24 protein-coding genes are annotated in these 24,800 nt (G+C 64.8%); 12 read left to right on the forward strand and 12 right to left on the reverse strand.

Annotated features, from left to right (window positions below):
- Positions 1 to 19: 19 nt before the first annotated feature.
- A complete protein-coding gene (locus FG93_RS08545) occupies positions 20 to 916 on the reverse strand; it encodes a LysR family transcriptional regulator (RefSeq protein ID WP_043233688.1) in 897 nt (298 codons plus the stop codon).
- A gap of 85 nt (positions 917 to 1,001) precedes the next feature.
- Between FG93_RS08545 and FG93_RS08550 the strand changes: the two genes are divergently transcribed.
- Together FG93_RS08550 and FG93_RS08555 are read left to right on the forward strand one after the other, a co-directional pair.
- A complete protein-coding gene (locus tag FG93_RS08550; protein ID WP_043233689.1) occupies positions 1,002 to 1,559 on the forward strand; it encodes an NAD(P)H-dependent oxidoreductase in 558 nt (185 codons plus the stop codon).
- Positions 1,556 to 1,954 (forward strand): DUF6220 domain-containing protein, encoded by a 399-nt coding sequence (locus FG93_RS08555; protein ID WP_052513518.1) that lies wholly within the window; start codon positions 1,556 to 1,558, stop codon positions 1,952 to 1,954. The genes FG93_RS08550 and FG93_RS08555 overlap by 4 nt, the downstream gene beginning before the upstream one ends.
- A 69-nt stretch (positions 1,955 to 2,023) precedes the next feature.
- Here the strand turns inward: FG93_RS08555 and FG93_RS08560 are convergent, their stop codons facing one another.
- A complete protein-coding gene (locus FG93_RS08560) occupies positions 2,024 to 2,596 on the reverse strand; it encodes a biotin transporter BioY (protein WP_081881399.1) in 573 nt (190 codons plus the stop codon).
- 123 nt (positions 2,597 to 2,719) lie between these two features.
- Positions 2,720 to 3,388, reverse strand: coding sequence for a GntR family transcriptional regulator (locus FG93_RS08565; protein ID WP_043233690.1), 669 nt, complete (start codon positions 3,386 to 3,388; stop codon positions 2,720 to 2,722).
- A gap of 123 nt (positions 3,389 to 3,511) precedes the next feature.
- Here FG93_RS08565 and FG93_RS08570 point away from each other — a divergent pair, with 123 nt between their 5' ends.
- Positions 3,512 to 4,432: a pirin family protein gene (locus FG93_RS08570; protein WP_043233691.1), complete on the forward strand. Its 921-nt coding sequence runs from the start codon at positions 3,512 to 3,514 to the stop codon at positions 4,430 to 4,432.
- 227 nt (positions 4,433 to 4,659) lie between these two features.
- Here FG93_RS08570 and FG93_RS08575 read toward each other — a convergent pair whose 3' ends face one another.
- Complete coding sequence (locus FG93_RS08575) at positions 4,660 to 5,901, reverse strand: MFS transporter (RefSeq protein WP_043233692.1); 1,242 nt, start codon at positions 5,899 to 5,901, stop codon at positions 4,660 to 4,662.
- A gap of 163 nt (positions 5,902 to 6,064) precedes the next feature.
- Between FG93_RS08575 and dxs the strand changes: the two genes are divergently transcribed.
- On the forward strand, positions 6,065 to 7,975 hold the full coding sequence (gene dxs / locus FG93_RS08580) for a 1-deoxy-D-xylulose-5-phosphate synthase (RefSeq protein WP_043233694.1): 1,911 nt from the start codon (positions 6,065 to 6,067) through the stop codon (positions 7,973 to 7,975).
- 18 nt (positions 7,976 to 7,993) lie between these two features.
- Complete coding sequence (locus FG93_RS08585; RefSeq protein ID WP_043233695.1) at positions 7,994 to 8,722, forward strand: TlyA family RNA methyltransferase; 729 nt, start codon at positions 7,994 to 7,996, stop codon at positions 8,720 to 8,722.
- A gap of 59 nt (positions 8,723 to 8,781) precedes the next feature.
- Here FG93_RS08585 and FG93_RS08590 read toward each other — a convergent pair whose 3' ends face one another.
- The gene (locus tag FG93_RS08590; protein WP_152579359.1) at positions 8,782 to 9,282 is read right to left on the reverse strand and encodes a hypothetical protein; all 501 of its coding nucleotides are present in this window, start codon (positions 9,280 to 9,282) and stop codon (positions 8,782 to 8,784) included.
- A gap of 90 nt (positions 9,283 to 9,372) precedes the next feature.
- Here FG93_RS08590 and FG93_RS08595 point away from each other — a divergent pair, with 90 nt between their 5' ends.
- Entirely contained in the window at positions 9,373 to 10,110 is a 738-nt protein-coding gene (locus FG93_RS08595; RefSeq protein WP_043233697.1) for an SOS response-associated peptidase, read from the forward strand.
- 186 nt (positions 10,111 to 10,296) lie between these two features.
- On the opposite strand, the gene FG93_RS08600 is transcribed toward FG93_RS08595, so the two are convergent.
- A complete protein-coding gene (locus tag FG93_RS08600) occupies positions 10,297 to 11,703 on the reverse strand; it encodes an FAD-binding oxidoreductase (RefSeq protein ID WP_043233699.1) in 1,407 nt (468 codons plus the stop codon).
- Positions 11,704 to 11,716: 13 nt separating this feature from the next.
- Positions 11,717 to 12,970, reverse strand: coding sequence for a class I SAM-dependent RNA methyltransferase (locus FG93_RS08605; RefSeq protein WP_081881395.1), 1,254 nt, complete (start codon positions 12,968 to 12,970; stop codon positions 11,717 to 11,719).
- 192 nt (positions 12,971 to 13,162) lie between these two features.
- Between FG93_RS08605 and FG93_RS08610 the strand changes: the two genes are divergently transcribed.
- Both FG93_RS08610 and FG93_RS08615 read left to right on the forward strand, forming a co-directional pair.
- Positions 13,163 to 14,209 carry a cysteine synthase A gene (locus tag FG93_RS08610; RefSeq protein WP_043233702.1) on the forward strand — a complete coding sequence of 349 codons (1,047 nt, stop codon included), beginning with the start codon at positions 13,163 to 13,165 and terminating at the stop codon, positions 14,207 to 14,209.
- A 4-nt stretch (positions 14,210 to 14,213) separates the two neighbouring features.
- Positions 14,214 to 14,783 (forward strand): hypothetical protein, encoded by a 570-nt coding sequence (locus FG93_RS08615; protein ID WP_043233704.1) that lies wholly within the window; start codon positions 14,214 to 14,216, stop codon positions 14,781 to 14,783.
- A 3-nt stretch (positions 14,784 to 14,786) separates the two neighbouring features.
- On the opposite strand, the gene FG93_RS08620 is transcribed toward FG93_RS08615, so the two are convergent.
- From FG93_RS08620 to FG93_RS08630, 3 genes are all read right to left on the reverse strand, one after another.
- Positions 14,787 to 15,776 (reverse strand): magnesium transporter CorA family protein, encoded by a 990-nt coding sequence (locus FG93_RS08620; protein ID WP_043233707.1) that lies wholly within the window; start codon positions 15,774 to 15,776, stop codon positions 14,787 to 14,789.
- A 213-nt stretch (positions 15,777 to 15,989) separates the two neighbouring features.
- Positions 15,990 to 16,850 (reverse strand): NAD(P)-dependent oxidoreductase, encoded by an 861-nt coding sequence (locus FG93_RS08625; protein ID WP_043233709.1) that lies wholly within the window; start codon positions 16,848 to 16,850, stop codon positions 15,990 to 15,992.
- Positions 16,851 to 16,864: 14 nt separating this feature from the next.
- Complete coding sequence (locus FG93_RS08630) at positions 16,865 to 17,725, reverse strand: SDR family NAD(P)-dependent oxidoreductase (RefSeq protein WP_052513529.1); 861 nt, start codon at positions 17,723 to 17,725, stop codon at positions 16,865 to 16,867.
- A gap of 77 nt (positions 17,726 to 17,802) precedes the next feature.
- Between FG93_RS08630 and FG93_RS08635 the strand changes: the two genes are divergently transcribed.
- Entirely contained in the window at positions 17,803 to 18,591 is a 789-nt protein-coding gene (locus tag FG93_RS08635; protein ID WP_043233710.1) for a class I SAM-dependent methyltransferase, read from the forward strand.
- A 17-nt stretch (positions 18,592 to 18,608) separates the two neighbouring features.
- Here FG93_RS08635 and FG93_RS08640 read toward each other — a convergent pair whose 3' ends face one another.
- Positions 18,609 to 20,384, reverse strand: a complete 1,776-nt coding sequence (locus tag FG93_RS08640) for an acyl-CoA dehydrogenase (protein ID WP_043233712.1) — start codon at positions 20,382 to 20,384, stop codon at positions 18,609 to 18,611.
- A 162-nt stretch (positions 20,385 to 20,546) separates the two neighbouring features.
- Here FG93_RS08640 and FG93_RS08645 point away from each other — a divergent pair, with 162 nt between their 5' ends.
- The 3 genes from FG93_RS08645 (at position 20,547) to FG93_RS31120 (ending at position 23,762) form a co-directional block, all read left to right on the forward strand.
- Positions 20,547 to 21,545, forward strand: a complete 999-nt coding sequence (locus FG93_RS08645) for an L-threonylcarbamoyladenylate synthase (protein ID WP_043233713.1) — start codon at positions 20,547 to 20,549, stop codon at positions 21,543 to 21,545.
- A gap of 71 nt (positions 21,546 to 21,616) precedes the next feature.
- On the forward strand, positions 21,617 to 22,522 hold the full coding sequence (locus FG93_RS08650; protein ID WP_043233714.1) for a LysR family transcriptional regulator: 906 nt from the start codon (positions 21,617 to 21,619) through the stop codon (positions 22,520 to 22,522).
- A gap of 121 nt (positions 22,523 to 22,643) precedes the next feature.
- The gene (locus FG93_RS31120) at positions 22,644 to 23,762 is read left to right on the forward strand and encodes a type I restriction enzyme HsdR N-terminal domain-containing protein (protein ID WP_052513519.1); all 1,119 of its coding nucleotides are present in this window, start codon (positions 22,644 to 22,646) and stop codon (positions 23,760 to 23,762) included.
- 11 nt (positions 23,763 to 23,773) lie between these two features.
- On the opposite strand, the gene FG93_RS08660 is transcribed toward FG93_RS31120, so the two are convergent.
- Entirely contained in the window at positions 23,774 to 24,760 is a 987-nt protein-coding gene (locus FG93_RS08660; RefSeq protein WP_043233715.1) for an MDR family oxidoreductase, read from the reverse strand.
- Between the last annotated feature and the right edge of the window lie 40 nt (positions 24,761 to 24,800).

The following is a 24,800-nucleotide window of genomic DNA, read 5'->3' on the forward strand; positions in this document are numbered from 1 at the left end:
CGTCCAACCGCAGCGTGATCTAATCGGAGAGCAACGACTCGATCAGTCCGGCCACGTGCTGAACCGCCGAGTCGCGGTCACTGCGCCTGTGCCAGGCGACATGGAGCGGAAAACCCGCAACCGGAATCGGCGGCTCCAGCAATGAATAGTGCTCGCCGGCATCCTGTGGGAGCGTCCGGCTCGGCAGCAGCGCGATCAGGTTGGAATCGAGCAGCAGCGGCGGAACGATCAGGAAGCTCGGCACGACCATGCCGACATGGCGTTTCCTGCCGAGGAGCGAGAGCGCCTCGTCAAGCGCGCCGAAGGTTTCGCCGCGGCCCGAGACCAGAACATGCGGATAGGCGAGCCAACGATCGAGATCGAAGCCCTGCACCGCCGGGTGCCCCTTCCGCATCGCAACGACATAACGCTCACGCAGCAACTCCTTGCGGGTAAAATCCCTCTCGACGCTGGGGAAGACCGAGACGGCAAGATCGGCATGGCCGCGTGCCAGACCTTCAAGTGCCTCCGGCGCGCCGCGCCAGGGCATCAGCGCGAGCGTGATGCCAGGCGCCGTGCGCGCAAGCTGGCTGTACAAACCTCCAGCCAGCAGTGTCGGCGGCAGCTCCGCCGTCACCACCCGGACAGTCTGGCGCAACGTCCCGAGGTCGGGCTGCGGCGGATCGAGCAGCGCCGTCATCTGGGCCAGCAGATCCCTGATCGGCTGCTGCAGCGACTGCGCCTTGGCGGTCAGGCGCATCTGCCCCCTGCCACGCTCCAGGAGCCTGTCATTGAAGAGATGCCGGCAGCGATCGAGCGCGCTGGATGCTGCCGGCTGCGACAGCCCGACCCGCTCTGCGGCGCGCGAGACATGGGCTTCGTCGAGGAGCGCATCGAGGACGACAAGCAGGTTGAGATCGATCGATCTTAAATTCATGGAGTTGATAATAGGATATATTGATCATCCATTGGAGTAATTTACTGGGTACCCACATCCTCCGTGCATCGCAAAGGAGGACGCCATGCCCAATACCCTGATCCTGCTGTTCCACTCCGATTACGCCGCATCCAACGCCAACCGCGCCCTCTGCAAGGCCGTCGCCGAACTGCCGGGAATCTCCGTCGTCGACATGCAGGCACTGTATTCAGATGGTGTGATCGACGTCGATGCGGAGGTCGCGCGCCTCCTCGCGGCAGACCGGATCGTCCTGCAATTCCCAGTGCAGTGGTACTCGACGCCGCCGCTGCTCAAGACCTGGCAGGATGCGGTGCTGACCAGGATGTTCTACCTTGCCTATGAGGATGAAGGGCGCCTGCTCGCCGGCAAGCCGGTCCTGATCGCAGCGACCGCCGGCAATGTCCCGGAAGCCTATACGCCCACGGGCCAGAACCGTTTCTCGCTTCGCGACCTTCTCCGCCCCCTGGAAGCGACAGCTCATCGCTGCGGCCTCGCCTGGCAAGAGCCTTTCCTGATCTATGGGGCACGCAAGGCCGACGCTGAGACGCTGCGGCTCGCCGGAGAGCATTATGCCGGCCGGATCAGCCGCCTTCCGCGTTCGATCCCGGAACTCGTGCAATGACGTCGTCCGGCGCCTCCGCAAGGCCGCGCGACGCCACCTTCTTCCTTGCCCCCGCCTGGCTGAGACCTCTGCTCAACCTGCTGCCATTGCTGCTGGTCGGGCTTGCCCTTTTCGATGGCCTTGGCTGGGGACCGCATCGGGCACTGGGCGGAGCGATCGCGGTGCCAATCCTCGCGCTGATCATGCTGAGCCAGCGGACCCCGCTGCGCCATCATCGAGGCAAGGTCGCGCAGCTTCTCGGGCTCTATGGTTTGCAGGTCACGCTGGCAGCGGGCGGAGAGGCCATTGGTGCGGGACCGATCAAGGCCCTGCACGCCGCAAATGCCGGCCTCATGCTGCGGGCTGCATCCAACCTCGCGAGGACAGCAAGCTCGCTGCTATCTGCGCGACCTTGAGTACGGCCGAGCTGCCGCGCACCGGAGGCCGGAGCGCGGCATTGTCGGCACTCAGGCTGAACCTGCCCCTCAGGAGCGGCTGCACGCCTTGAGGATGGCCGCGCCCAAAGCGGATTTCAGAACGGCGCCGACGATGAATGGAACGACGCCGAGGAGCAGCGCACGCTCAACGCCAATCAGGGTCGCAAGCCATGCCGCGCCGATCACCAGGCAGAGCGCGTTGCCGAGCAGCATGGCTGTGAAGGACCACATGAGCCTGCTCCCGCCCCAGCCCCGCTCGGCGAGCCAGCCGACCAAGGCAGCCACGATCGGGAAGGAGAAGAGATAGCCACCCGTCGGGCCCATGAAATGCGGCAGACCGGACGCGCCGCCCGCCAAAACGGGGAGTCCAAGCGCCGCCTCGAACAGCCAGGCGAGAACAGTGACGGCGCCGAGACGCCAGCCATAGAAGGCGCCGATCAGTGTCACCGCCAGCGTCTGCATGGTGATCGGCACCGGAACCATCGGCACGCTGATCTGCGAGGCCAGAGCCAGAAGCAGGGTTCCCAACAGCACGGCTCCCGCCTGCACCAGGACAGGGCGGTTGCTCAGGCGCAACGGGCTGCCTCCCGGCTGCGCCGGAACATAGGTCATATCGTTCATTGCGATCTCCATCAGCGATTGGATGCAAATTATCTATAATTTATGCATCTGATCTATGATTGACTTCACATCGTGACGAAGAATGCAAGCCCCTCCGCCCAAGCCCCTCCCGCCATGCCCCCGTCAACCGACGATCGAAAAGGCCTCGCGCGTGCCGCCGGACGACGTGCGGACCGGCTTGGTCCCGATCCACTGGACATGGCGCGCGAGCGTCGCCGCCGCAGCGTCGATTTGCCCTGCGCGCAGCGCTGAGAGGATAGCCCGATGATCGTGATCGGTGCGTGCCTCCCATTCCGAGCGCCAGGCGGCGAACAGGAACCGGGCGCTGGTGGCATGCAGATCATCAATCGCAGCCAGCAAACGCGGCATGGCGCAGGGGGCGAGAATCAGCGTGTGAAAACGCCGATTCGCATCCTCCCATGACCTCACATCCAGCGATTTGTCGCCGGCGCGCGTCGCTTCCTCGGCCTGCTCGAGAATCGCCCGGGTCAGATGCGGCGCGGCATGACGCAGCGCCAGCACCTCCAGCGCTGCCCGCATTTCCGCGACCTCTCGGACCTCACGCAGATCGAATGCGGCGACACGCACGCCCCGACGCGGTTCGCTGACGGCAAGCCCCTGTGCCTCCAGCCTTTGAAAGGCCTCGCGCACCGGAACATGGCTGGCGCCGAATTCGGCCGCGACATGGTCCTGTCGCAAGCGGGTGCCGGGCTCGATCGCTCCGGAGATAATCCGGTCAGCCAGGGCGCGGCTGATCCGGATGGCGAGCGTGTCTTTCTGTTCGCTGGTCATTTTTTATAGATAATTTTGTTGTGACCGCATGTCGAGCGGCCCAGCCCCTCTGGCACTCCGATGCCGCTTGCCCCTTGACCGTGTTGCGGCCAGACTCAACCGACAGATGCCGGGAGATCCCTCATGTCGCAACTGCCCGATAATGACCCGATCCTGGGCGATGCCCGCTCCTGCCAGGCGATCGAGCAAGTGATCGTGCCGCGTGCCCGCGACCTCGGCGGTTTCTCGGTCCGGCGTGCCCTGCCCTCGATCGGCCGCAAGATGGTCGGACCCTTCATCTTCTTCGACCAGATGGGCCCGGCCGAATTCCTGCTCGGCGAAGGCATCGATGTGCGTCCGCATCCGCATATCGGTCTGGCGACCGTGACCTATCTCTTCGACGGCGAGATCATGCATCGCGACTCGCTCGGCACGGCGCTGCCCATTCGCCCCGGCGCGGTCAACCTGATGACGGCGGGGCGGGGCATCGTCCATTCCGAACGCACGGCGCCGGAGGAACGTCTCAAGGCGCCGAAGCTCTATGGCATCCAGACCTGGCTTGCCTTGCCGAAGAGCCATGAAGAGGTCGCGCCGGAGTTCATCCATCACGCGGCGCCCGAACTGCCGCGCATCGTCGAAGGCGGCAAGCGCATCAGCCTGATCATGGGCTCGGCCTATGGCCAGATCTCGCCGGTGAAATTCCCCTGGGACACGCTCTATGCCGAGGCTGTACTGGCACCCGGCGCCATCCTTCCGCTCGACCCCGATTACGACGAGCGCGCGGTCTATATCGTCTCCGGCAAGATCGACATTGCCGGCGAGGAGTTCGGCGCCGGGCAGTTGCTCGTCTTCAAGCCGGGCGACCGCATCTCGATCCTGGCGATCGACCAGAGCCGGCTGATGCTGGTCGGCGGTGAACCGATGGATGGCCCCCGCCATATCTGGTGGAATTTCGTTTCCTCCTCGAAGGAGCGCATCGACCAGGCGAAGGAGGAATGGAAGGCCCGCCGCTTCGACACCGTTCCCGGCGACGAGACCGAATTCATTCCCTTGCCCGAGGGCTGAGGGCCGCTCCGCGCAGTTCAGGCTAAAAGCATCGGCCCGAAAAGTGGATTGCGGTTTTCGGGAAAGCCGATGCAAACTCAAAGGGTTATATCATCGGGCCGGATACGATTTCCGGTCCGATGATCTAAGCGCTCGCTGCCCCGCGCCTGCGGGCGGCGTGTTTCCAGATCTGCGGGAGACGGTGGACATGCAGGTCGCCGGATTCACAGCCGTTCGAAGCCTCTCCATCATCCGGCCTGCAACCCTGATCGCAGCTCGGCCGAAGAGAGTTCGCCCGAAGGAATCGTCCTTAGCGCCGGCATGCGGGAAGCCAGGATCGCGATGGCCGAGAGCGCAAAGAGGATGACGGGAAGCCAGATCGCCAGCTCGAGCCCGAGCCACTCGCCGGCAAGGCCGCCCGCAATCGCGCCGAGGGGACGCATGCCGTACATCGCCGTCGTCAGGGTGGCACTGACGCGGCCGAGCAAAGCCGGCGGCGTCACCGCCTGGCGCAGGCTGGTCTGAATGATGCCCCAAAGAATCGGACCGAAGCCGAAAAGGAAGAAGGCGAGCGCCAGCGCCGAAAGACCGAGCGACGCCGGAGCGATGGCCAGCAGCAACGCGCCGAGGAGCGACGACGCCGGGCCGAAAACCAGGAGCAGCCCGGTCGGCAGGCGCGCGATCAGTGTGGCCCCGAAGAACGCGCCAAGGACGAGGCCCGCTCCGTAGACCGACGAGGAGAGACCGATCGTCTCCGGGGCGAGCAGCAGGACGCGCGCGGCATAGGGTGCAAACAGCGCCATGAAGGCGAAGAAGGCAAGATTCCAGGCGATGGCGCAGAGCGCGATCGGCCTGAGATAGGGATGTTGCAGGACGAAGGCTCCGCCTTCCACAATGGCCCGGTGCAGCGGCTGGCGTGCGGTTGCGACCGGGCGCTCGGCCGGCAGGCGCAGGGCAAGCGCCAGAACCACGATCCCGCATAGGGCACATAGCGCCAGCCCGAGCGCGCCGATGCCTCTTGCGACAGCCCAGCCGGCGATCAGCGGGGCGGCCAGGCTCAGCACCGCACGGCCGAGTTCCAACCGTCCATTGGCACGCGGCAGATCACCGACGGCCACCATGCGCGGCAAGAGCACGAAAATGGACAATGCGATGACAACTGGGCCGGTCGCGGCAATGAAGGCCGAGAGGGCCAGCGCCCAGTTCGCCTGCCCTGAAATGAGCAGCGCCGCACCAATCAGCGAGCCCGACAGCATCAACCCGCCTCCGCCGAGAATCAGTGAGCGGGGCGCAATCCGGTCCGCCCACACCCCTGCAGGCAGCGAGACGATGAGCCATGCCGCCGACTGCGCCGCGACAAGCAGGCCGACAAGGCGGCTGCTGGCACCCGCCTCCGTCGCTGCGAGCGTGATGGTGTCGAGCGCCAGCTTGTCGGCGAATTGCGCGACGATGCCGGCCAGGAGCAGGCCAAGCGGAAGATGCGACGACATGGCGGGTTTCCGTCTTTGCGAGGTCGCGGCCAGCGTCCCACGCAGAGGCCGCCTGCCCCACCCGATTCCTGCCTTCCCGCACTGTGACGACCCGCCGGTTTGCCAGCGCCGCCCGCAGGCTTTATTCGAAGTCGATCACCTCGAAGGAACGTGTCGCTCAACCGTGCCCCGCCCTGCCACTCCGCTTCTCGATCAGATTTCCGATCCCGCCGCATTGCGCCGCCTGGACGATATCCAGTTGCGTCAGCTCGCCGACGAACTTCGCGCCGAGACCATTGATGCGGTCTCGGTCACCGGCGGCCATCTCGGCGCCGGTCTCGGCGTGGTCGAGCTGACCGTCGCCTTGCACCACGTCTTCGACACCCCGGATGACCGCCTGATCTGGGATGTCGGCCATCAGGCCTATCCGCACAAGATCCTGACCGGCCGGCGCGACCGCATCCGGACCTTGCGCCAGCCTGGAGGCCTCTCCGGCTTCACCAGGCGCAGCGAGAGCGAATACGATCCGTTCGGCGCCGCTCATTCCTCGACCTCGATTTCAGCCGGGCTCGGCATGGCGGTCGCGCGCGATCTCGCCGGCAAGCCCAACAACGTCATCGCGGTGATCGGCGATGGAGCGATGTCGGCGGGCATGGCCTATGAGGCGATGAACAATGCCGGAGCGCTCGGCTCCAGGCTGATCGTCATCCTCAATGACAACGACATGTCGATCGCCCCGCCGGTCGGCGCGATGTCGGCCTATCTCGCGAGGCTGGTCTCGGGACGCACCTATCGCTCGCTCCGCGAGGTGGCGAAATATCTGGCGGAGAAGCTGCCGCGCTTCTTCCACGAGAAGGCCAGGCGCACCGAGGAGTTCGCGCGCGGCTTCTGGACCGGAGGAACGCTGTTCGAGGAGCTCGGCTTCTATTATGTCGGGCCGATCGACGGTCACAATCTCGACCACCTGCTTCCGGTGCTCCGCAATGTCCGCGATGCGGAGAGCGGGCCGATCCTCGTTCATGTCGTGACGCAGAAGGGCAAGGGCTATGCCCCTGCCGAGGCGAGCGCCGACAAGCACCACGCCGTGGTCAATTTCGATCCCGTCACCGGGCAACAGGCCAAGGCTCCGGCGAATGCTCCGAGCTACACCAAGGTCTTCGCCAACGCGCTGATCAAGGCGGCGCGCGAGGACGAGAAGATCGTCGCCGTCACCGCCGCCATGCCCTCGGGCACCGGCCTCGACGCCTTCGGCAAGGAGTTTCCCGGCCGGACCTTCGATGTCGGCATTGCCGAGCAGCACGCGGTCACCTTTGCCGCCGGCCTGGCAAGCGAGGGCTACAAGCCGTTCTGCGCGATCTATTCGACCTTCCTGCAGCGCGCCTATGACCAGGTCGTGCATGATGTCGCCATCCAGAAGCTGCCGGTGCGCTTCGCGCTCGACCGCGCCGGCCTGGTTGGCGCCGATGGCGCGACCCATGCCGGCGCCTTCGATGTTGCCTATCTCGCCTGCCTGCCCGACATGGTAGTGATGGCTGCAGCCGACGAGGCGGAACTGACCCACATGGTTGCAACCGCCGCCGCCTATGATTCCGGGCCGATCGCCTTCCGCTATCCGCGCGGCGAAGGCGTCGGCGTCGAGATGCCGCAAACCGGCATTCCGCTCGAGATCGGCAAGGGCAGGATCGTCCGCGAAGGTTCGCGCGTCGCCATTCTGTCGCTGGGGACACGGCTGGCCGAAAGCCTTGCAGCCGCCGAGTTGCTTGGTCAGCGCGGGCTCTCGACCACGGTCGCCGACGCGCGCTTCGCCAAGCCGCTGGACGAGGCGCTGATCCTGCGGCTCGCCCGCGAGCACGAGATCCTGATCACCGTCGAGGAAGGCTCGGTTGGCGGCTTCGGCAGCCATGTCCTGCACCTGCTGGCGAGAACCGGGATGCTCGACGGCGGGTTGAAGGTGCGAACGCTGACATTGCCCGACCTCTATCAGGACCAGGACAAGCCGGACGTGATGTATGCGCTGGCCGGGCTCGACGCCGCAGGCATCGTGCGCAGCGTCGAGCAGGCCTTGGGCACACCGGACGCCATTCGCCGCGCTTGAGCGCGGGCGGCTGAGGTCATGAAGAGCCGGGCGGACCAGCTTCTCGTCGAGCGTGGCTTCTTCGAGAGCCGTGCGCGGGCGCAGGCGGCCATTGCGGCCGGCCTGGTCTCCGCTGGCGGCATCACCGTGCGAAAAGCCTCCGAAATGATCGCGCGCGATGCCGAGATTCTGGCCGAGGCGCCGCATCCCTATGTCTCACGCGGCGGGCTCAAGCTGGCGGCTGCGCTCGATGCCTTCGGGTTCGATCCGGCCGGACTGACTTGCGTCGATGTCGGCGCCTCCACCGGTGGCTTCACCGATGTCCTGCTGCGACGCGGTGCGCGACACGTCTTCGCCGTCGATGTCGGGTGGGACCAGCTGCATCCCAGCCTGAGGGGCCTTGCACGCGTCACCAGCCTTGAGGCGCGCGATATCCGGGCACTGGATGCGGGAGAATTTGCTGCGACTCCGGCGCTCGCCGTGATCGATGTCAGCTTCATCTCGCTGAGGCTTGTCCTGCCGACCGTTGCCGGCCTGCTGACGCCGGAGGCCCGGATTGTGGCGCTGATCAAGCCGCAATTTGAAGCCGGACGGGCGGCGCTCAAGAAGGGCGTGGTGCGTGACGAGTCCGTGCACGTCCAGGTCTGCGCGGAGATTTCGACGCAGTTCGCGGAACTGGGCTTCGCGGTCAAGGGCCCGATCCCCTCACCGATCGAGGGCGGCGACGGCAATCGCGAGTTTCTGATCGGCGGCTACCGGCCAGGTTAGATCATCGGCTTTCCCGAAAACCGCAATCCACTTTTCGGGCCGATGCTTAGGCCGCTTCCTCAATTCGCGAACAGGGCGTCGATATTGTCCTGCAGCGAACGGACATCGAAGTGGTCGGTGTCGATCTGGCCGTTGACGTTGATGAAGAGCGTGGTGTGGCCGATCAGGCTGCGCAACGCTCCGGCCGCAACCTCGACGACCGCTGCAACATCCTCGCCTTCGTCCAGTTCCCCGAGAAGCCCGGTCGCCGTGGCGATCACCTGGCTCATGGTGCGGCAGAGTTGCTCGAAGGCCTCGACCTGACATGCGTCGAGCTGGTCGTAGGCGGCGAGTGCTTCCGGCGCGCAGCGCAGCCGCGAGGTCTGGAAATGCTCGCGATAGCCGACCGCCCGCCAGGTGCGGAGCTCCTCGATGATGCCGCGATCCATCGGCACCATTTCGATCAGCATCAGCGCTTCGCCATAGCGATTGAGATAGTCAGTCGAGAGCGGGGGTTTCCCGGTCGGACCCAGCCGTTCATCCGCATCAACGGCCAGCGCTCTCATCGCAGGGGCGGTCATCCTCAGGCCTCTGAATTGGCGGGACTATGCTCGACCAAACCCGAATAAAGTGTTGATCGGAGCGGTAAGGCTTGGCACATCCAGCGCGACATGTGTGGTCGCTACGCCATTACCCTTCCGCCTCAGGCGATGCGCGAACACTTCGCCTATCCCGAGCAGCCCAATTTTCCGCCGCGCTACAATATCGCGCCGACGCAGCCCGTGCCTGTCGTCCGCAATCACGAAGGCGGACGACAGTTCCTGCTGATGCGCTGGGGCTTCATTCCCGGTTGGGTCAAGGACCCCAGGGACTTTCCGCTGGTGATCAACATCCGCAGCGAGAGCGCACGCGAGAAACCATCCTTTCGCGCTGCTTTCAGCCGCAGGCGCTGCCTGATGCCGGTCGACGGCTTCTATGAATGGCATCGGCTCGACCAGGAGAGCCGCCCCTATCTGTTCCGCAAGCCAGATCACGGGCTCTTCGCCTTCGCCGCCCTGTGGGAGACCTGGCATTCGCAGGACGGCTCCGAGATCGACACGGTTGCGATGGTCACCGGTCCGGCCAATGGTCTGATGTCAGCCTTCCACCATCGCTGCCCCGTCATCCTCGCACCAGCGGATCACGCAGCCTGGCTCGATGCCGGCGCGCGCGACGACGATGTCGCAACGCTGCTGAAGCCTCCGGCGGAGGATTTGCTGGAGGCGGTCCGGATCGGAACCGCGGTGAACCGCGTCAGCAATGACGGGCCTGACGTCCAGGCACCCTATGACGCGGCAACGGAAAGCCGGACACCGCCCGCAAAGCCGCGTCGGCCGGTAGAGCCACCGGCGCAGGGGAGCCTGTTCTGAGCAGGTTCCGCGCGTGATAAAGATCGACGGAAGCAGCCGAAGGCGATGCGCAATTCCCGGACTAGATCGCCGTGCGTCGGTTCGGACGCAGGAGGTGCGACCTATCTCTTTGTTTGAGCATCGGCTTTCCCGAAAACCGCACTCCACTTTTCGGGCGCCGATGCTTTGGCCTGAGGGCCTCCCGCCTTACAGCACGGCACCGGGGTTCAGGATGCCTTGCGGATCGAGCGTCGCCTTGAGCGTCTTCATCAGCGCGAGCTCGACCGGGTCCTTCACACTCGGCAGTAAATAGCGCTTGAGCCGGCCAATGCCGTGCTCGGCCGAAATCGAGCCATGCATCTCGGTGACGATGGCGTGAACGGCGTGATTGACCTCGTCCCAGCGCGCCAGGAAGGCCTCCTTGTCCGCCCCGACCGGCTGACTGACATTGAAATGGATATTGCCATCGCCGAGATGGCCGAAGGGCACCGGGCGGCAACCCGGGATCATCGCCTCGACCGTCGCAATGGCGCGAGCCAGGAAATCCGGCGTTGCGTGCAGCGGCACGGAAATGTCGTGCTTGATCGAGCCCCCCTCGAAACGCTGCACCTCTGACAGCATCTCGCGCAGCTTCCAGAAATCCTTGCGCTGTTCGAGCGAGCCGGCCAGCACCGCATCGGTGATCAGGCCGTTCTCCAGAGCCTCGCCCAGGAAGGATTCGACAGCTTCGTCGAGACCGGTCGCGCTTTGGGCCGAAACCTCCATCAGCACATACCAGGGCGACGGTTCCGCAAGCGGGTCACGGGTGCCGGCAGCATGGCGCAGCACGAAATCGAGTCCTGTGCGCGGCATGAGCTCGAAGGTCGTCAATGTGCCGCCCGCGCCGGCCTTGGCTGCGTTGAGCAGGGCCAGCGCTTCGGCCGGCCCAGGCAGCGCGAGGAAGGCTGTGGCGCGCGCCGCCGGAAGCGGGAAGAGCTTCAGCACCGCAGCTGTGATGACGCCGAGCGTACCTTCGGCGCCGATGAAGAGGTTCTTCAGATCGTAGCCGGTATTGTCCTTGCGCAGTTGCCTGAGCCCGTTCCAGATACGGCCGTCGGCCAACACGACCTCGAGCCCCATGCAGAGCTCGCGGGCATTGCCATAGGCGATCACGGCGGTGCCGCCGGCATTGGTGGAGAGATTGCCGCCAATGGTGCAGGTGCCTTCCGAGGCGAGCGAGAGCGGGAAGAGCCGTCCGGCGGCTTCAGCCGCCTCCTGCGCACGCTGGAGTGTGACCCCGGCCTCGACGATCATGGTGTCGCCTTCGGCGTCGACGGCACGAACCTTGTCGAGCCGCTGCAGCGAGAGAATGATCTCACGCCCCTCGGTAATTGGGATCTGCCCCCCGACGAGCCCGGTATTGCCGCCCTGCGGCACCAGCATCGTCCCGGTTTCGGCTGCGAGCCTGACGATCGCCGCGACCTCCTCGGTCGAGCCCGGCCGGACGACGGCCGTCGCCTTGCCGCGAAACAGATCCCGCCATTCCTTGAGATAGGGCAGCATCGCATCCGGATCGGCAATGATGTTGCGCGCGCCGACGATGCCGGCCATCCGGTCCAGAACTTGAGCGCTCATAGGGTCTCCGGGGTCAATTCTTGCCTGAGCGCCGAAACCGGGCGACCAGTTCGATGTGAGCGGAATACCGGAACTGGTCGACCGGCGTGACACCTTCCAGCGCATATCCGCCCGCGACCAGAAGCGCCGCGTCGCGCGCGAAGCTACCGGCATCGCAGGAGACATAGACGACGGTCGCGACCTTCGACGCCGCCAACCGCTTCACCTGTGCCTCCGCCCCGGCGCGAGGGGGATCAAGCACCACCGCATCGAAGCCGTTCAGCTCGGACTCCAGCAGAGGCCGGCGAAAGAGATCGCGCTGCTCGCCTGTGATGGGCTTCAGCCCCTGCGTTGCACTCGCTGCCCTGAGCAGAGCCTGCATGGCGGCCTTGTCGCTCTCCAGCGCATGAACCTGAGCCTTCTCGGCCAGCCGGAAGGTGAACGGTCCGCATCCCGCGAAAAGATCCGCGAAACGCTTCGCCTTGGGCAGGGCATCGACGACGAGCGCGGCGAGACGCTCCTCGCCTTCCGCCGTCGCCTGGAGAAAGCCGCCGGGACCGGGCGCAACATAGGCTCGTCCCATTCCCTGCAAGGGCGGGCGGCGCTCGACGATGACATCCCCATGCATGGCAAGCCGGGCAAGATCGAGCCGTTCGGCCACCTGCGTCAGGGTCAGACGCAACTTGTCTCCGGCGGGGCCGTGGCCACGAATATCGACATCGAGCCCCGCCTCGGAGGCTGTTACCTGCAGGTCCAGCGGCTTGCTCGAACTCCCCAACCGGTTGGCGAGCAGTTGCGCGACGGCAGGAGCGCGCGCAAGGCTGGGAGCCAGCACCGGACAGGCCTCGACAGCAATGAGGTCATGGCTACGGGCCATCATGAAGCCGACCATCATGCCCGCGCCTTCGCGCCGGGCGTGGAAGGTCACACGGCGCCGGCCCACTCCATGCGCATCGACCGTCTCTGCCACAGGCGCATCGATCCCGACGCGGGCGAGCGCGGTCACGACCTGCTGCCGCTTCCAGTCCTGATAGAGTGCCGGAGGCATGTGCTGCGCCGCGCAGCCACCGCAGCGGGTGAAGAGCGGGCAGATCGCCGCCACCCGCGATTCAACAGGCGCCAGGATCTCGACGAGCTGCGCGCGGTCGCCATCGCGAACCACCCGCACCGTCTCCCCGGGCAGAGCATAGGGCACAAAGACCACCCCTTGGGAGGTCTCGGCAATGCCGTCGCCGCGCTGCCCGAGATGCGCGATCGTGAGGGTTTCGTTCATGGCGAGAATGGACATGCGGACTTACGTTTGTGACCTTCGGTTTAGGTTCGCCTATCAGGTTGAACCGAAAGAGGGAAATCCGGTCGCCCGATCCGCGCAATTCGAAAAATTCTTCCCGTGAAACGAGAAGAAAATTCTCTATCCTGACGTTGCAGCGTTGCTCCGGCCCGGCCGGAGACCAGTCTGGGCCCGAGGAGTGATTTCATCATGACGATCCGCAACGGTGTCATCGAGGCCATCGGCAATACGCCCCTGATCAAGCTCAAGCGTGCCTCGGAGACGACCGGTTGCACGATCCTTGGGAAGGCCGAGTTCATGAACCCGGGACAGTCCGTCAAGGACCGCGCCGCGCTCGCGATCATACGCGATGCCGAAGCGCGCGGCCTCCTGAAACAGGGCGGCGTGATCGTCGAAGGCACAGCCGGCAATACCGGCATCGGGCTTGCCCTCGTCGGCAATGCATTGGGATACCGCTCGGTGATCGTGATCCCCGATACGCAGTCGCAGGAAAAGAAGGACATGTTGCGGCTTGCCGGCGCGACGCTGGTCGAGGTGCCCGCGGTCGGCTACGCCAACCCGAACAATTACGTAAAGGTCTCAGGCCGTCTCGCCGAGGAACTCGCGAAGAGCGAGCCAAACGGCGCGATCTGGGCCAACCAGTTCGACAATGTCGCCAATCGGCAAGGCCATTTCGAGACAACTGGCCCGGAGATCTGGCGACAGACCGAAGGCAAGGTCGATGGCTTCATTTGCGCGGTCGGCACCGGCGGCACGCTCGCAGGCGCCGCGATCGCGCTGAAGGGTTTCAACCCGAAGATCCGCATCGGCCTTGCCGATCCGATGGGTGCGGCCCTGCATTCCTGGTTCACAACCGGCGAACTCAAGGCGGAAGGCTCCTCGATCACCGAGGGCATCGGTCAGGGCCGGATCACCCGGAATATCGAGGGCGCTCCGATCGACGTCTCCTTCCAGATTCCCGACGAGGAGGCGATCCCTCTCGTCTTCGAGCTACTGGAACATGAAGGCCTTTGCCTCGGCGGCTCTTCCGGCATCAATGTCGCCGGCGCGATCAGGCTGGCGAAGGAGATGGGTCCCGGCCACACCATTGTGACCATCCTCGCTGATTACGGCACGCGCTATCAGTCAAAACTGTTCAATCCGGAGTTCCTGCGCTCGAAGGGCCTGCCCGTTCCGGGCTGGCTGACGCGCGGCAGCGAGGGCCTGAAGGACGTGATGGGCCGCGTGATGGCGTGACACCATGCTGCTGAACCGCCCGACACTGGACGGCATCGCGGCCGGACGCATCACGCTTGTGTTCCGCCGCTGGCGCCGACCCAGCGTCAGGGCTGGCGGCACGCTCCTGACGAGCATCGGCCTGCTGGCGATCGAGGACGTCGAGCCAGTCGCGGAGATCGGCGAAGACGAAGCAAAGGCGGCCGGATACGGTTCGCAAGAGCGCTTGCTTGCCGAGCTCGCCGAACGGCAAGGGCAACTCTACCGTGTCCGACTGCGTCTTTCCGGTCCGGACCCACGTATTGCCTTGGGCGCGACAGCGGAGTTGGAAAAACTCGACCTTGCTGTACTCTCGCGGCGGCTCAAGCGACTTGACTCAACCAAGCCCTGGACGATCGAAACGCTGTCGATGATCGCCGCAAACCCGGGCCGGCGCGCTCGCGATCTTGCCGCACGGCTCGGGCGCGAGCGCCTGTCATTCAAGCAGCATGTGCGCAAGCTCAAGAAACTGGGCCTGGCCGAAAGCCTCGCGACGGGCTACCGCCTGTCGCCGCGAGGCGACGCCCTGCTCCGGCTCATGACCAGCAGCCAGTGACGTTCAGAGCCATTTCTTCCAGCGGAAGAACAGATACGGCAGGATCGCCGCAACGATCATCATGCCGAGGGACATCGGGTAGCCGTAGTCCCATTTCAATTCCGGCATCTTCTCGAAGTTCATGCCGTAGATCGACGCGATCAGGGTGGGCGGCATCAGCACCACCGCGACGACCGAAAACAGCTTGATGATCTTGTTCTGCTCGAGACCAACGAGGCCGAGCGTGGCGTTCAGCATGAACTGCAGCTTGCTCGAGAGGAAGGTCGCGTGCTCCTCGATGGCCTGGACGTCGCGGATCGAGGTGCGCCACTCCGGCGAAAAACCGCTCGCCGCCTTCTTCGGCCGCTTGAAATTGGCAGAGAGGAAGAGCAGCACGCGCTCGACCGAGACCATGCTCTCGCGCACATTCGAGATGATATGCTCGTATTGGCCGATCTTCCGCAGGACACCCTGATAGGCGCTGTTTTGTTCGACATCGGCGCTCTTGCCCTCGAAGATGCTCCGGGACGCAGTGTCGACCTTGTCACCGACCCCACGCAGAACCTCCGCCGCGCGATCGACGATCGCCTCGATCAGCCCCTCGATCACAGCGGCTGGCTCGACGCCACAACCGCCCGGCTTGGTGACGCGATTGAGGAAGATGCCGAAGGCGCCCGGCTCGTCGTAACGCACGGTAACGAGCGCCGCCTCCGTCAGGATGAAGGTGACATCGGCCAGTTTCGGCACATTGGTGTCCGACTGGCAGATGATTCGCGCAGTCATGTAATGCGCGCCGTTCTCGGTGTAGATGATCTCGGATGGTTCGAGATCATGCATCTCCTCACGAGTCGGAATCGAGATACCGAGATGGTCCTCGACCTTGCGATCATCGACCTTGGTCGGGTTCATCAGGTCGATCCAGACCGACCCCGCCGGAATCGGTTCGTCATCCGCAATCGTCCGGTGAATGAGCTTGTCGCCGGTTTCAGTGCAGACGCCGTGGATCAGGAGCATGGCAGACGACTTTCAGCAGCAGGAACAGCCCGGAATGCTGCGCTGCAGAAACTCCAAGCCGCCAACGATGTCAAACCGATGACGCGCCTAGAGCATGCTGCGAAAAAGTGGCAACGGTTTTTCGCAAAAAGCATGCTCTAAACTATGAGAGTCGATCACATTCGCTGCGTTTGGACGAAAATCGTCCAAACGCAGCGTGATCTTGTGGCGCGCTCACACTCCGCCCTTCACACCGGCCGGTGGCTTGCTGTCGGTGGGCACGAAGAAGTCCGGCATCAACGGCACTGACGGGTCGACGCGGTAATCCGAGAAGTCGGTGATGCCTTCGCCGGCCATGAAGCTGTCGTCGATCAGGAAATTGCCGGAGAACTGCCGCGACGACTTCAGGAAGATCATATGCGCGGCATCGGCCAGGATCTCGGGTGTGCGGCTCGCCTGCACCATCTTGTCGCCGCCGAGCAGATTCTGGACGGCCGCGGTCGCGATGGTTGTGCGAGGCCAGAGCGCGTTGACCGCGATGCCCTTCGGGGCGAGTTCACCGGCCAGGCCCAGCACGCACAGGCTCATGCCGTATTTCGCGATGGAATAGGCGAGGTGCGGCGCGAACCAGTGCGTCTTCATGTCGAGCGGCGGCGAGAGCATCAGGATATGCGGGTTCTCCGCCTTTTCCAGATGCGGGATCGCGTATTTCGAGACCATGAAGGTGCCGCGCGTGTTGATCTGGTGCATCAGATCGAAGCGCTTCATGTCGGTCATCTGCGTGTTGGTCAGATTGATCGCGCTGGCATTGTTCACCACGATGTCGATGCCGCCGAACGTGGCGACGGTCTTCGCAATCGCGTCTACGACACCGGCCTCATCGCGAACGTCGACCATCAGCGGCAGGCATTTTCCGCCGGCGGCCTCGATCTCGGCGGCAGCGGTGTGGATCGTGCCCGGCAGCTTCGGATGCGGCTCGGCCGTCTTCGCGGCGATGGTGACATTGGCGCCATCGCGCGCCGCCTTGAGCGCGATCGCGAGCCCGATGCCGCGAGAGCCGCCGGTGATGAAGAGCGTCTTGTTCTTGAGCGACATGGTCTCTCTCCCTCTCAATCTGGAATGGTGAAACGGGCCGGCTGAGTGCCGTCCTGATCGGTAAAGCCATAGGCTCGCGCGAGATCGGCGACATGCAGCACGGTTCCGGCGTGGCGGCCGACATCGGGATCAGCGGCGAGCGCGGCGACGGCCCGACCGGCATAGAGCGGCGTCTCCGTCGTCTGCGCCGCCATGCCGGCATCCTGCACGCGCTCGGTCAGGACATGGCCGGGCGAGAGGCCGAGCGCGGTGACGCCGTAGGGCCTGAGCTCCTGCGCCATGGCAAAGGTCAGCCGGTTCATCGCCGCCTTGGCGAGATCGTAGACGACATCGCCGAGATAGCCTGCGCCGGTATCGAAGCCCACGGTGACGATCAGGCCCTTGCGCATCTGCACCATGGCCGGCGCGACGGCCTTCGCCAGCAGGAGCTGTGCATAGACACCGCTCTCGAAGCCCTGGCCCAAACGTGCAGCAGGGCGGCGCCAGAACGGCGTGCCGAAGGCCGATCCGTCGGGATATCTCTCGCCGTCATAGCCCTCGTTGCCGCCCCAGACGGCATCGACGACGCAATCGAGCCGGCCGAAGCGCCGCAGAGCCCAGGAGACGAGCTGATCGACCTCGCGCTCCTGCGTATGGTCGCAGCGGTAGGGGTGCCCCTTGCCGCCCGCGGCCTCGACATCGCGCGCCGTGTCTTCAAAAGTCTCCGGCCGCTGGTCCGTGCGGGGGCCGGCCTCGCTCGAGCGGCCGGTGACGATGACGATTGCCCCTGCGTCACCCAGCGCCCGCGCGATACCTCGCCCCAGGCCGCGCGAGGCTCCCGCAACGAGGCAGATGCGGTTGGCGAGCGGGCCTGCCGCAAGGTCGGCGCCGGTCACCACCGGAGCGGCAATTCCGCTGGCGCAAGGGCCGGCAATCCTCTAGACGAACCGTCCCCCAAATCAGGAGAGCGAGGATGGACAGCGCAGACGTCGCCGCCTGCTGGGAGGCCAATGCCGAAACCTGGACGCGCCACGCGCGCGCCGGCTACGACCTGTACAGGGACGCCCTGAACACGCCCACCTTCATGGCGAACCTGCCCTTCGTCGCCGGGCTCGAGGGCCTCGATATCGGCTGCGGCGAAGGCGCCAATACGCGCCGGATTGCCCAGGCTGGTGCCCGGATGACCGGCATCGATATCGCGCCGACCTTCATTCGGCATGCACAGGAGGCGGAAGCGGCCGCACCACTCGGCATCTCCTACCAACTCGCCGACGGCATGGATCTGCCCTTCGCCGATGGGAGTTTCGATTTCGCGACCGCCTTCATGTCCCTGATGGACATGCCTCGGCAGGATCGCGTCCTGGCCGAAGCCGAACGCGTCCTGCGACCCGGCGGCTTCCTGCAATTCTCGATCCTGCACCCTTGCTTCGCCACGCCGTTCCGCCGGGTTCTGCGCGACGAGAACAAGACCGTGCTCGGGATCGAGGTGCGCGAGTATTTCCGCGCCACCAATGGCGAGATCGAGACCTGGCGCTTCGGGGCTGCGCCCGAGCATGAGAAGGCCAAGGTCGAGCCGTTCAGGGTGCCGCGCTTCCACCACACGCTGAGCGAGTGGGTCAATCTCCTCATCACGACGGGCTTCACCATCGAGCATATGCACGAGCCGACGATCGACGCGGAAACCGCGGTGCGCGAACCCTATCTCGCGGATACGCGCGTCGCGCCGCTGTTCCTGCACATGCGCGTGCGCAAGGCCGGCTGAGGCGCAGAGCGCCCCGTTCACGCGGCAAAGACCACATCGGCCTCGGTCACGGCGCCAGCGCCTTCCGTCACCGCGAGTTCCAGCCCCGGGGCCTCGGTCGCGCCGTGCTCGGCAAAGAAGCGGGCCGTCGCCACGGCTGCGGCGCCGCTCTCCTCAGTGCGCATGGCGAGCGCCTTCTTCGCCAGCCCGGTTCCACCCTGCGCCAGGGCGAAGAGCTTGAGATAGGGCGTCGCACCAGCCAGCACCTCGGCGGGTTTCGGCCCCATGGTCGCGAGCATCCATTCGGTGGCGCGCTCCAGCGCATCGACCGCGCTCTTCAGCCGATCGGCGGTGCGGCCGAAGCCGGGTGTGTTGGCGGCTGCAACCTCGCCCACCACGCCCCGCATCTCGTCAATCAACGCCCTCACGGCATCGCCGCCGGACAGCGGCAGCTTGCGCTGCACGAGGTCGACGGCCTGGATGCCGTTGGTCCCCTCGTAGATCGTGGCGATGCGGGCATCGCGCAGATGCTGGGCCGCGCCGGTCTCCTCGACATAGCCCATGCCGCCATGGACCTGGATGCCCGTCGAGGCGACCTCGACGCCGATATCGGTCGCATAGGCCTTTGCCACGGGCGTCAGAATCGCGGTTCGCTCGGCCGCCTGCTTGCGCTTGCCGATATCGGTCTCGCGATGCGAACGATCGAGCGCTTCGGCGACCATGTAGGAGATCGCACGCGCCGCCTGCGTCTTTGCCCGCATCTCCATCAGCATGCGGCGGATGTCGGGATGCACGATGATCGGGCTCATCGGAGCGCCCTTCGGCGCATCGAGCGCCGCGCCCTGCTTGCGTTCATGCGCGAAGGCAAGCGCCTGCTGATAGGCCCTCTCGGCGATGGCGACGCCCTGGAGCGCCACGTTCAGCCGGGCGTTGTTCATCATCGTGAACATGCAGGCGAGGCCGCGATTCTCCTCGCCGATCAGCCAGCCGATCGCGCCGCCATTGTCGCCATAGGCCATCGAGCAGGTCGGGGAGGCATGAATGCCGAGCTTGTGCTCGATGCCGGAGCAGCGCAGGTCGTTATGGGCGCCGAGCGTTCCGTCGGCGTTGACGAGGTATTTCGGCACCAGGAAGAGCGAGATGCCGCGTGTGCCGGGAGGCGCATCGGGCAGCCGGGCGAGGACGAGATGCACGATGTTCTCGGTCATGTCGTGCTCGCCATAGGTGATGAAGATCTTCTGGCCGGTGATGCGGTAGGTGCCGTCCCCGGCGCGCTCGGCCTTCGAGCGCAACGCGTTGAGGTCGGAACCGGCCTGCGGTTCGGTGAGGTTCATGGTGCCCATCCATTCGCCGGAGACGAGCCTGGCGAGATAGGTCTGCTTCAGTTCCTCCGAGCCATGGGCGTGCAGCGCCTCGATCGCACCGACAGTGAGCAGCGGGCCAAGCGCGAAGGCGAAGGCGGCGGAGTTCCACATCTCGGTGCAGGCTGATTGCACCAACGCGGGCAGGCCCTGCCCGCCATAGGCTTCCGGCGCCGGCAGCGCGTTCCAGCCGGCCTCGGCCCAGGCCTTGTAGGCCTCCTTCCAGCCGGGCGGCGTGGTCACCGCGCCGTCCTTGAGCTTCGAGCCGACCTTGTCGCCGACCATGTTGAGCGGCGCGATCACATCGCCCGCAAATTTCGCCGCCTCCCCAAGGATCGCGTCGGTCATGCCGCCGTCGAGCTCAGGGGCCAGGCCATCGGCAACGAGCCGGTCCAGCCCCGCCACATGGCGCAAGGTGGCGACGATGTCCTCGACCGGGGCGCGATAGCTCATGGCCTTCTCCCTGAATGCCTTGCCTGCCTGGCAAAGTGCCGGCGCAAGGTCTGCTGCCGTCGTTATGCGTTGACGGCGATGTTAGCGACGAACTATCCCCTTCGCCACGCACCAGCCTCACGACTTTCCGCCATGCGCGCTGCCGCGAAACACAGTTTATATATGAACCATTCCAGGTCAACGGGCTCCGGGATACGACCGACCCGCATTCTGCATGCCGATGCCGAAGGCATTGCCGAGGCCGCGCGCCTGCTGCGCGCGGGCGGCCTCGTCGCGCTGCCGACGGAGACCGTCTATGGCTTGGCGGCCGATGCGACATCCGGCCAAGCCGTCGCCGGCATCTATGCCGCCAAGGAGCGGCCGAATTTCAATCCACTGATCTCGCATCTGCCGAGCGTCGCGGCGGCACGGCGCGAGGGCCTGTTCGATGCCAATGCGCTGGCACTGGCCAAGGCCTTCTGGCCTGGGCCCCTGACGCTGGTGGTGCCGGCCTCGCCCTCTTGCCAGATCAGCGAGCTGGCACGCGCCGGGCTTGCCTCCGTCGCGTTGCGCGTGCCTTCACATCCGCTCGCCCATGCCATTCTCGAAGCGGCGGGACGACCGATCGCCGCGCCCTCCGCCAATCGCTCCGGCCGGGTCAGCGCCACCAGCGCAGAGCATGTTCTGACCGATCTCGAAGGCCGGATCGATGCCGTGGTCGATGCCGGGCCGGCCGAGGTCGGTGTCGAGTCGACGATCGTCGCCTGCCTCGATGGTGCGCCCAGGCTGCTTCGGCCGGGCGGTGTCTCCCGCGCGGCGATCGAGAGCGTGATCGGCCGCCCGCTGGTGCTAGCCGGCGAGGCTGGTGCCGCACCGATTTCGCCCGGGCTGCTTGCCTCGCATTACGCTCCCGCTGCCGCGGTGCGGCTGGAGGCGGAAGCGCCGCGCGCAGGTGAGGCCTGGCTCGGCTTCGGACCGGAGCAGGTGGGCTTCGTCGCGCCCGAGATCTCGCTCAACCTGAGCCCGGGCGGCGATCTCGCGGAAGCCGCGGCCAATCTCTTCGGGTACATGCGCCAGCTCGATGCGCAGGGCCCGAGCGCAATTGCGATCGCATCGGTGCCCGCGCATGGCCTCGGCGAAGCCATCAACGACCGGCTGAGGCGCGCAGCGGCACCGCGCTGAGCCTCGCAAACAGCGCCTTGCAATTGCGCAAGATATCGCGATGCTGCCCGCCCCAACGGGAGCCTGCTTCGATGAAGTCCAATCTCGCCTGGGATGATTTCAGGCTGGTCAAGGCGATCGCCGATCACGGCGGGCTGACGGGTGCGGCTGCTGCGCTCGGGGTCAATCATTCCACCGTGTTCCGCCGGCTCGGGCAGATCGAGGATCAGCTCGGCCTGCCGCTCTTCGAACGCCACAAGACCGGCTATGTCGCCACCTGTGCCGGCGAAGAGATGGCCGTCTTGGCGAGCCGCATGGAGGAGGACGTCACCGCCTTCGACCGCCGCCTGGCCGGGCGCGATGTCGCCCCTTCCGGCGAGGTCCGGATAACCACGACCGACACGCTCTTCCTCAACATGCTGCTGCCGATCTTCGCGGCATTTCGCAAGGCACATCCGGCGATCCGGCTTGATGTCGCCATCGGCTACCAGACGCTCAATCTCTCGAAGCGCGACGCCGACGTCGCGATCCGTGCCAGCGATTCGCCCGGCGAAACCCTGGTCGGGCGCCGGCTCGCGACGCTGAACTGGGCGATCTATGGCCGCCGCGAGGACGGGCTCACCCCGCAGGAAGCCGCCGATCCGTCGGCTCTCTTCGAACGGGACTGGGTCACGCTCGGCGACCAGCTCGGTTATGTGAAGGCGGCACGCCATGTCCACGATCATGTCGCGCCGGAGCGGATCGCGCTCAAATGCTCGGCCGTGCTCGGCCTCACCGAAGCTGTCGAGCAGGGGATCGGCATCGGCCCCCTGCCCTGTTTCATCGCCGATCAGCACCCCAGCCTGCAGCGCCTGACGGCGCCCAATCCGGATTTCTCGACGGGCCTGTGGATCCTGACCCATCCCGATATCCGGAACGCTCCACGGGTGCGCGCCTTCATGGACTTTTGCGGAAGCGAACTCGCGAAGCACCGCGGCCTGATCGAGGGGACGGGGTGAGCCTTAGCCTACTTCGAACCCCGACCTTCACGCAGAGAGAAGCTAACATATTAGATTGAGAAAACCTTAGGACACACGCTAAGCTTGCCCTAACTGCTTAGGGAGGGGGAGCAAATTCAAAATGGCTACGATTGACGATTTTCGCGCGAACCTAGTGTCTTTTAGCGAGCGAGTGCAACGCGTTCGCGAGCACATCAAGAATGAAGAAGCAACCAAAGTCGCGCTAATACTGCCGTTCATATCAGTTCTTGGCTACGACGACAGAGATCCTACTGAAGTTGCCGCCGAACACGCGGCTGATTTTTCAGAAAAATATAGAAATCGCGTAGATTATGCCATCTTGAAAGAGATGAAACCGGTAATAGCTATCGAATGCAAGACAGCGGGAAACGGCAGAAAAGACGATCGCGGTCAACTTAAAAGCTATTTTAACGCCGCAAAATCTGTAAAACTTGGCATACTTACGGACGGTATAATTTACGAATTCTTCGTCGATTCAGCTGAGCCGAACTTAATGGACGATGATCCATTTTTGGTCGTCGACTTCGATAAAGTTGCTAAGGCCCAGATTTCAGACACGGTAATTGAAGGCCTATTTGCTTTAACCAAAGGAAAATTCGACCCTGAAACAGTTGCAGAAAACGCCAGGCGAAGCCTGACCCACAGAGCTTTCTTTGACTACCTTTCTGATCAGTTCAACGAACCATCTGTCGAATTTACTCGATTTCTTCTCAAAGAGAACGACATTAAGCACATTCGAGCCAATGCTATTGATGGATACAGAGCAATCAGCAAGGCAGCGTTCAACGACGTTTTTACTTCTAATGTGCTGAAACGCCTCGACATTCCGCCGAACACCCCCAAACCGACCCCGAGAGTCGACCCGGCATTTGAGGAGGAGGCCACGCCAGCTCCCGCCTTCTCGTCTTCTGGAATTGTGACGACGGTGGCCGAACTCGACGCTTTTGAAAGCATTAGGCGGCGGCTTGCGTTTCTTTCTTCGGGAAACACCAACCTCTTTAACTCAATCTCGAATGTAAAATTCCGGGACTATCAAGGAAAGATGGTCGTATTCTATAAACAGGAGAGAAAAGGACGTTTGGTCGATATCACGGAAGCCCGCGATGGAACCGTGAGATATTGGATTGTTGATGGCAACGAATCCAGCCCGCTCACGGATCTATCGCAAGCCGATCAGAGGCTGCAGACGTTATTCGAAAAGCGAATAGCCGAGTTTTAGATCTTATCGCCTCAGCCCACCTCGACCACCACTCGCCCCCGCACCTTGCCCTCGACGATGGCCTGGCCGGTCTCGATCACGCTTTCCAGCGGGATCGTCGAGGTCATGGCCCCAAGCTTGTCGCGGTCGAGATCGGCAGCCAGCCGCGCCCAGGCTTCGAGCCGGCGCGGTTTCGGGCACATCACCGAATCGACTCCGAGCAGCGAGACGCCGCGCAGGATGAAGGGCGCGACCGAAGCCGGCAGGTCCATGCCCTGGGCCAGGCCGCAGGCGGCGACGGCGCCGCCATACCGGGTCATCGCCAGCAGATTGGCGAGCGTATGCGAGCCGACCGCGTCGACGCCTGCAATCCAGCGCTCCTTGGCCAGCGGCTTGCCGGGATTCGAGAGCTCATTGCGATCGATGATCTCGGATGCGCCGAGGCCCTTCAGGTAGTCGGCCTCTTCGGCCCGGCCGGTCGAGGCGATGACATGCCAGCCCGCCTTCGCCAGCAGCGCGATCGCGACCGAGCCGACGCCGCCGGCCGCACCCGTAACCACGACCGGGCCGTGAGCCGGTTTCAGCCCGTGCTTCTCCAGCGCCAGCACGCAAAGCATCGCGGTATAGCCCGCGGTGCCGATCGCCATCGCATCGGCCGGGGTCATGCCGGCCGGCAGAGGCACCAGCCAGTCGCCGTTGACGCGGCTCTTCTGGGCATAGGCGCCGAGATGGGTCTCGCCCGTGCCCCAGCCATCGAGGATGACGAGATCGCCCGGCTTGAAATCGGGGTGGCTGGAGGTCTCGACCCGGCCGGAGAAGTCGATGCCGGGGATCATCGGCCAGCGCCGGATCACCGGCGCCTTGCCGGTGATCGCGAGCCCGTCCTTGTAGTTCACGGTCGAGTGCGTGACGCGGACGGTGACATCGCCTTCCATCAGATCGGCTTCGGCGAAATCCGTGAAGGCGAGGTTCGGGCCGGTTTCGCCCTTCGTCGCGACGAGCGCCTTGAAGCTGGACATGCATCACTCCTGTCGTGCCAACTGGTCACGACAGGAGTGG

Origin of the sequence: Allobosea sp. LC85 (assembly GCF_000735605.1) — a bacterium.
Classification (GTDB): Bacteria; Pseudomonadota; Alphaproteobacteria; order Rhizobiales; family Beijerinckiaceae; genus Allobosea.

Bases quoted from the DNA above. Each gene is read 5' to 3' on its own strand.
- FG93_RS08545 (WP_043233688.1), bottom strand. From the start codon at position 916: ATGAATTTAAGATCGATCGATCTCAACCTGCTTGTCGTCCTCGATGCG.
- FG93_RS08550 (WP_043233689.1), top strand. From the start codon at position 1,002: ATGCCCAATACCCTGATCCTGCTGTTCCACTCCGATTACGCCGCATCC.
- FG93_RS08555 (WP_052513518.1), top strand. From the start codon at position 1,556: ATGACGTCGTCCGGCGCCTCCGCAAGGCCGCGCGACGCCACCTTCTTC.
- FG93_RS08560 (WP_081881399.1), bottom strand. From the start codon at position 2,596: ATGAACGATATGACCTATGTTCCGGCGCAGCCGGGAGGCAGCCCGTTG.
- FG93_RS08565 (WP_043233690.1), bottom strand. From the start codon at position 3,388: ATGACCAGCGAACAGAAAGACACGCTCGCCATCCGGATCAGCCGCGCC.
- FG93_RS08570 (WP_043233691.1), top strand. From the start codon at position 3,512: ATGTCGCAACTGCCCGATAATGACCCGATCCTGGGCGATGCCCGCTCC.
- FG93_RS08575 (WP_043233692.1), bottom strand. From the start codon at position 5,901: ATGTCGTCGCATCTTCCGCTTGGCCTGCTCCTGGCCGGCATCGTCGCG.
- FG93_RS08585 (WP_043233695.1), top strand. From the start codon at position 7,994: ATGAAGAGCCGGGCGGACCAGCTTCTCGTCGAGCGTGGCTTCTTCGAG.
- FG93_RS08590 (WP_152579359.1), bottom strand. From the start codon at position 9,282: ATGACCGCCCCTGCGATGAGAGCGCTGGCCGTTGATGCGGATGAACGG.
- FG93_RS08595 (WP_043233697.1), top strand. From the start codon at position 9,373: ATGTGTGGTCGCTACGCCATTACCCTTCCGCCTCAGGCGATGCGCGAA.
- FG93_RS08600 (WP_043233699.1), bottom strand. From the start codon at position 11,703: ATGAGCGCTCAAGTTCTGGACCGGATGGCCGGCATCGTCGGCGCGCGC.
- FG93_RS08605 (WP_081881395.1), bottom strand. From the start codon at position 12,970: ATGTCCATTCTCGCCATGAACGAAACCCTCACGATCGCGCATCTCGGG.
- FG93_RS08610 (WP_043233702.1), top strand. From the start codon at position 13,163: ATGACGATCCGCAACGGTGTCATCGAGGCCATCGGCAATACGCCCCTG.
- FG93_RS08615 (WP_043233704.1), top strand. From the start codon at position 14,214: ATGCTGCTGAACCGCCCGACACTGGACGGCATCGCGGCCGGACGCATC.
- FG93_RS08620 (WP_043233707.1), bottom strand. From the start codon at position 15,776: ATGCTCCTGATCCACGGCGTCTGCACTGAAACCGGCGACAAGCTCATT.
- FG93_RS08625 (WP_043233709.1), bottom strand. From the start codon at position 16,850: ATGTCGCTCAAGAACAAGACGCTCTTCATCACCGGCGGCTCTCGCGGC.
- FG93_RS08635 (WP_043233710.1), top strand. From the start codon at position 17,803: ATGGACAGCGCAGACGTCGCCGCCTGCTGGGAGGCCAATGCCGAAACC.
- FG93_RS08640 (WP_043233712.1), bottom strand. From the start codon at position 20,384: ATGAGCTATCGCGCCCCGGTCGAGGACATCGTCGCCACCTTGCGCCAT.
- FG93_RS08645 (WP_043233713.1), top strand. From the start codon at position 20,547: ATGAACCATTCCAGGTCAACGGGCTCCGGGATACGACCGACCCGCATT.
- FG93_RS08650 (WP_043233714.1), top strand. From the start codon at position 21,617: ATGAAGTCCAATCTCGCCTGGGATGATTTCAGGCTGGTCAAGGCGATC.
- FG93_RS31120 (WP_052513519.1), top strand. From the start codon at position 22,644: ATGGCTACGATTGACGATTTTCGCGCGAACCTAGTGTCTTTTAGCGAG.
- FG93_RS08660 (WP_043233715.1), bottom strand. From the start codon at position 24,760: ATGTCCAGCTTCAAGGCGCTCGTCGCGACGAAGGGCGAAACCGGCCCG.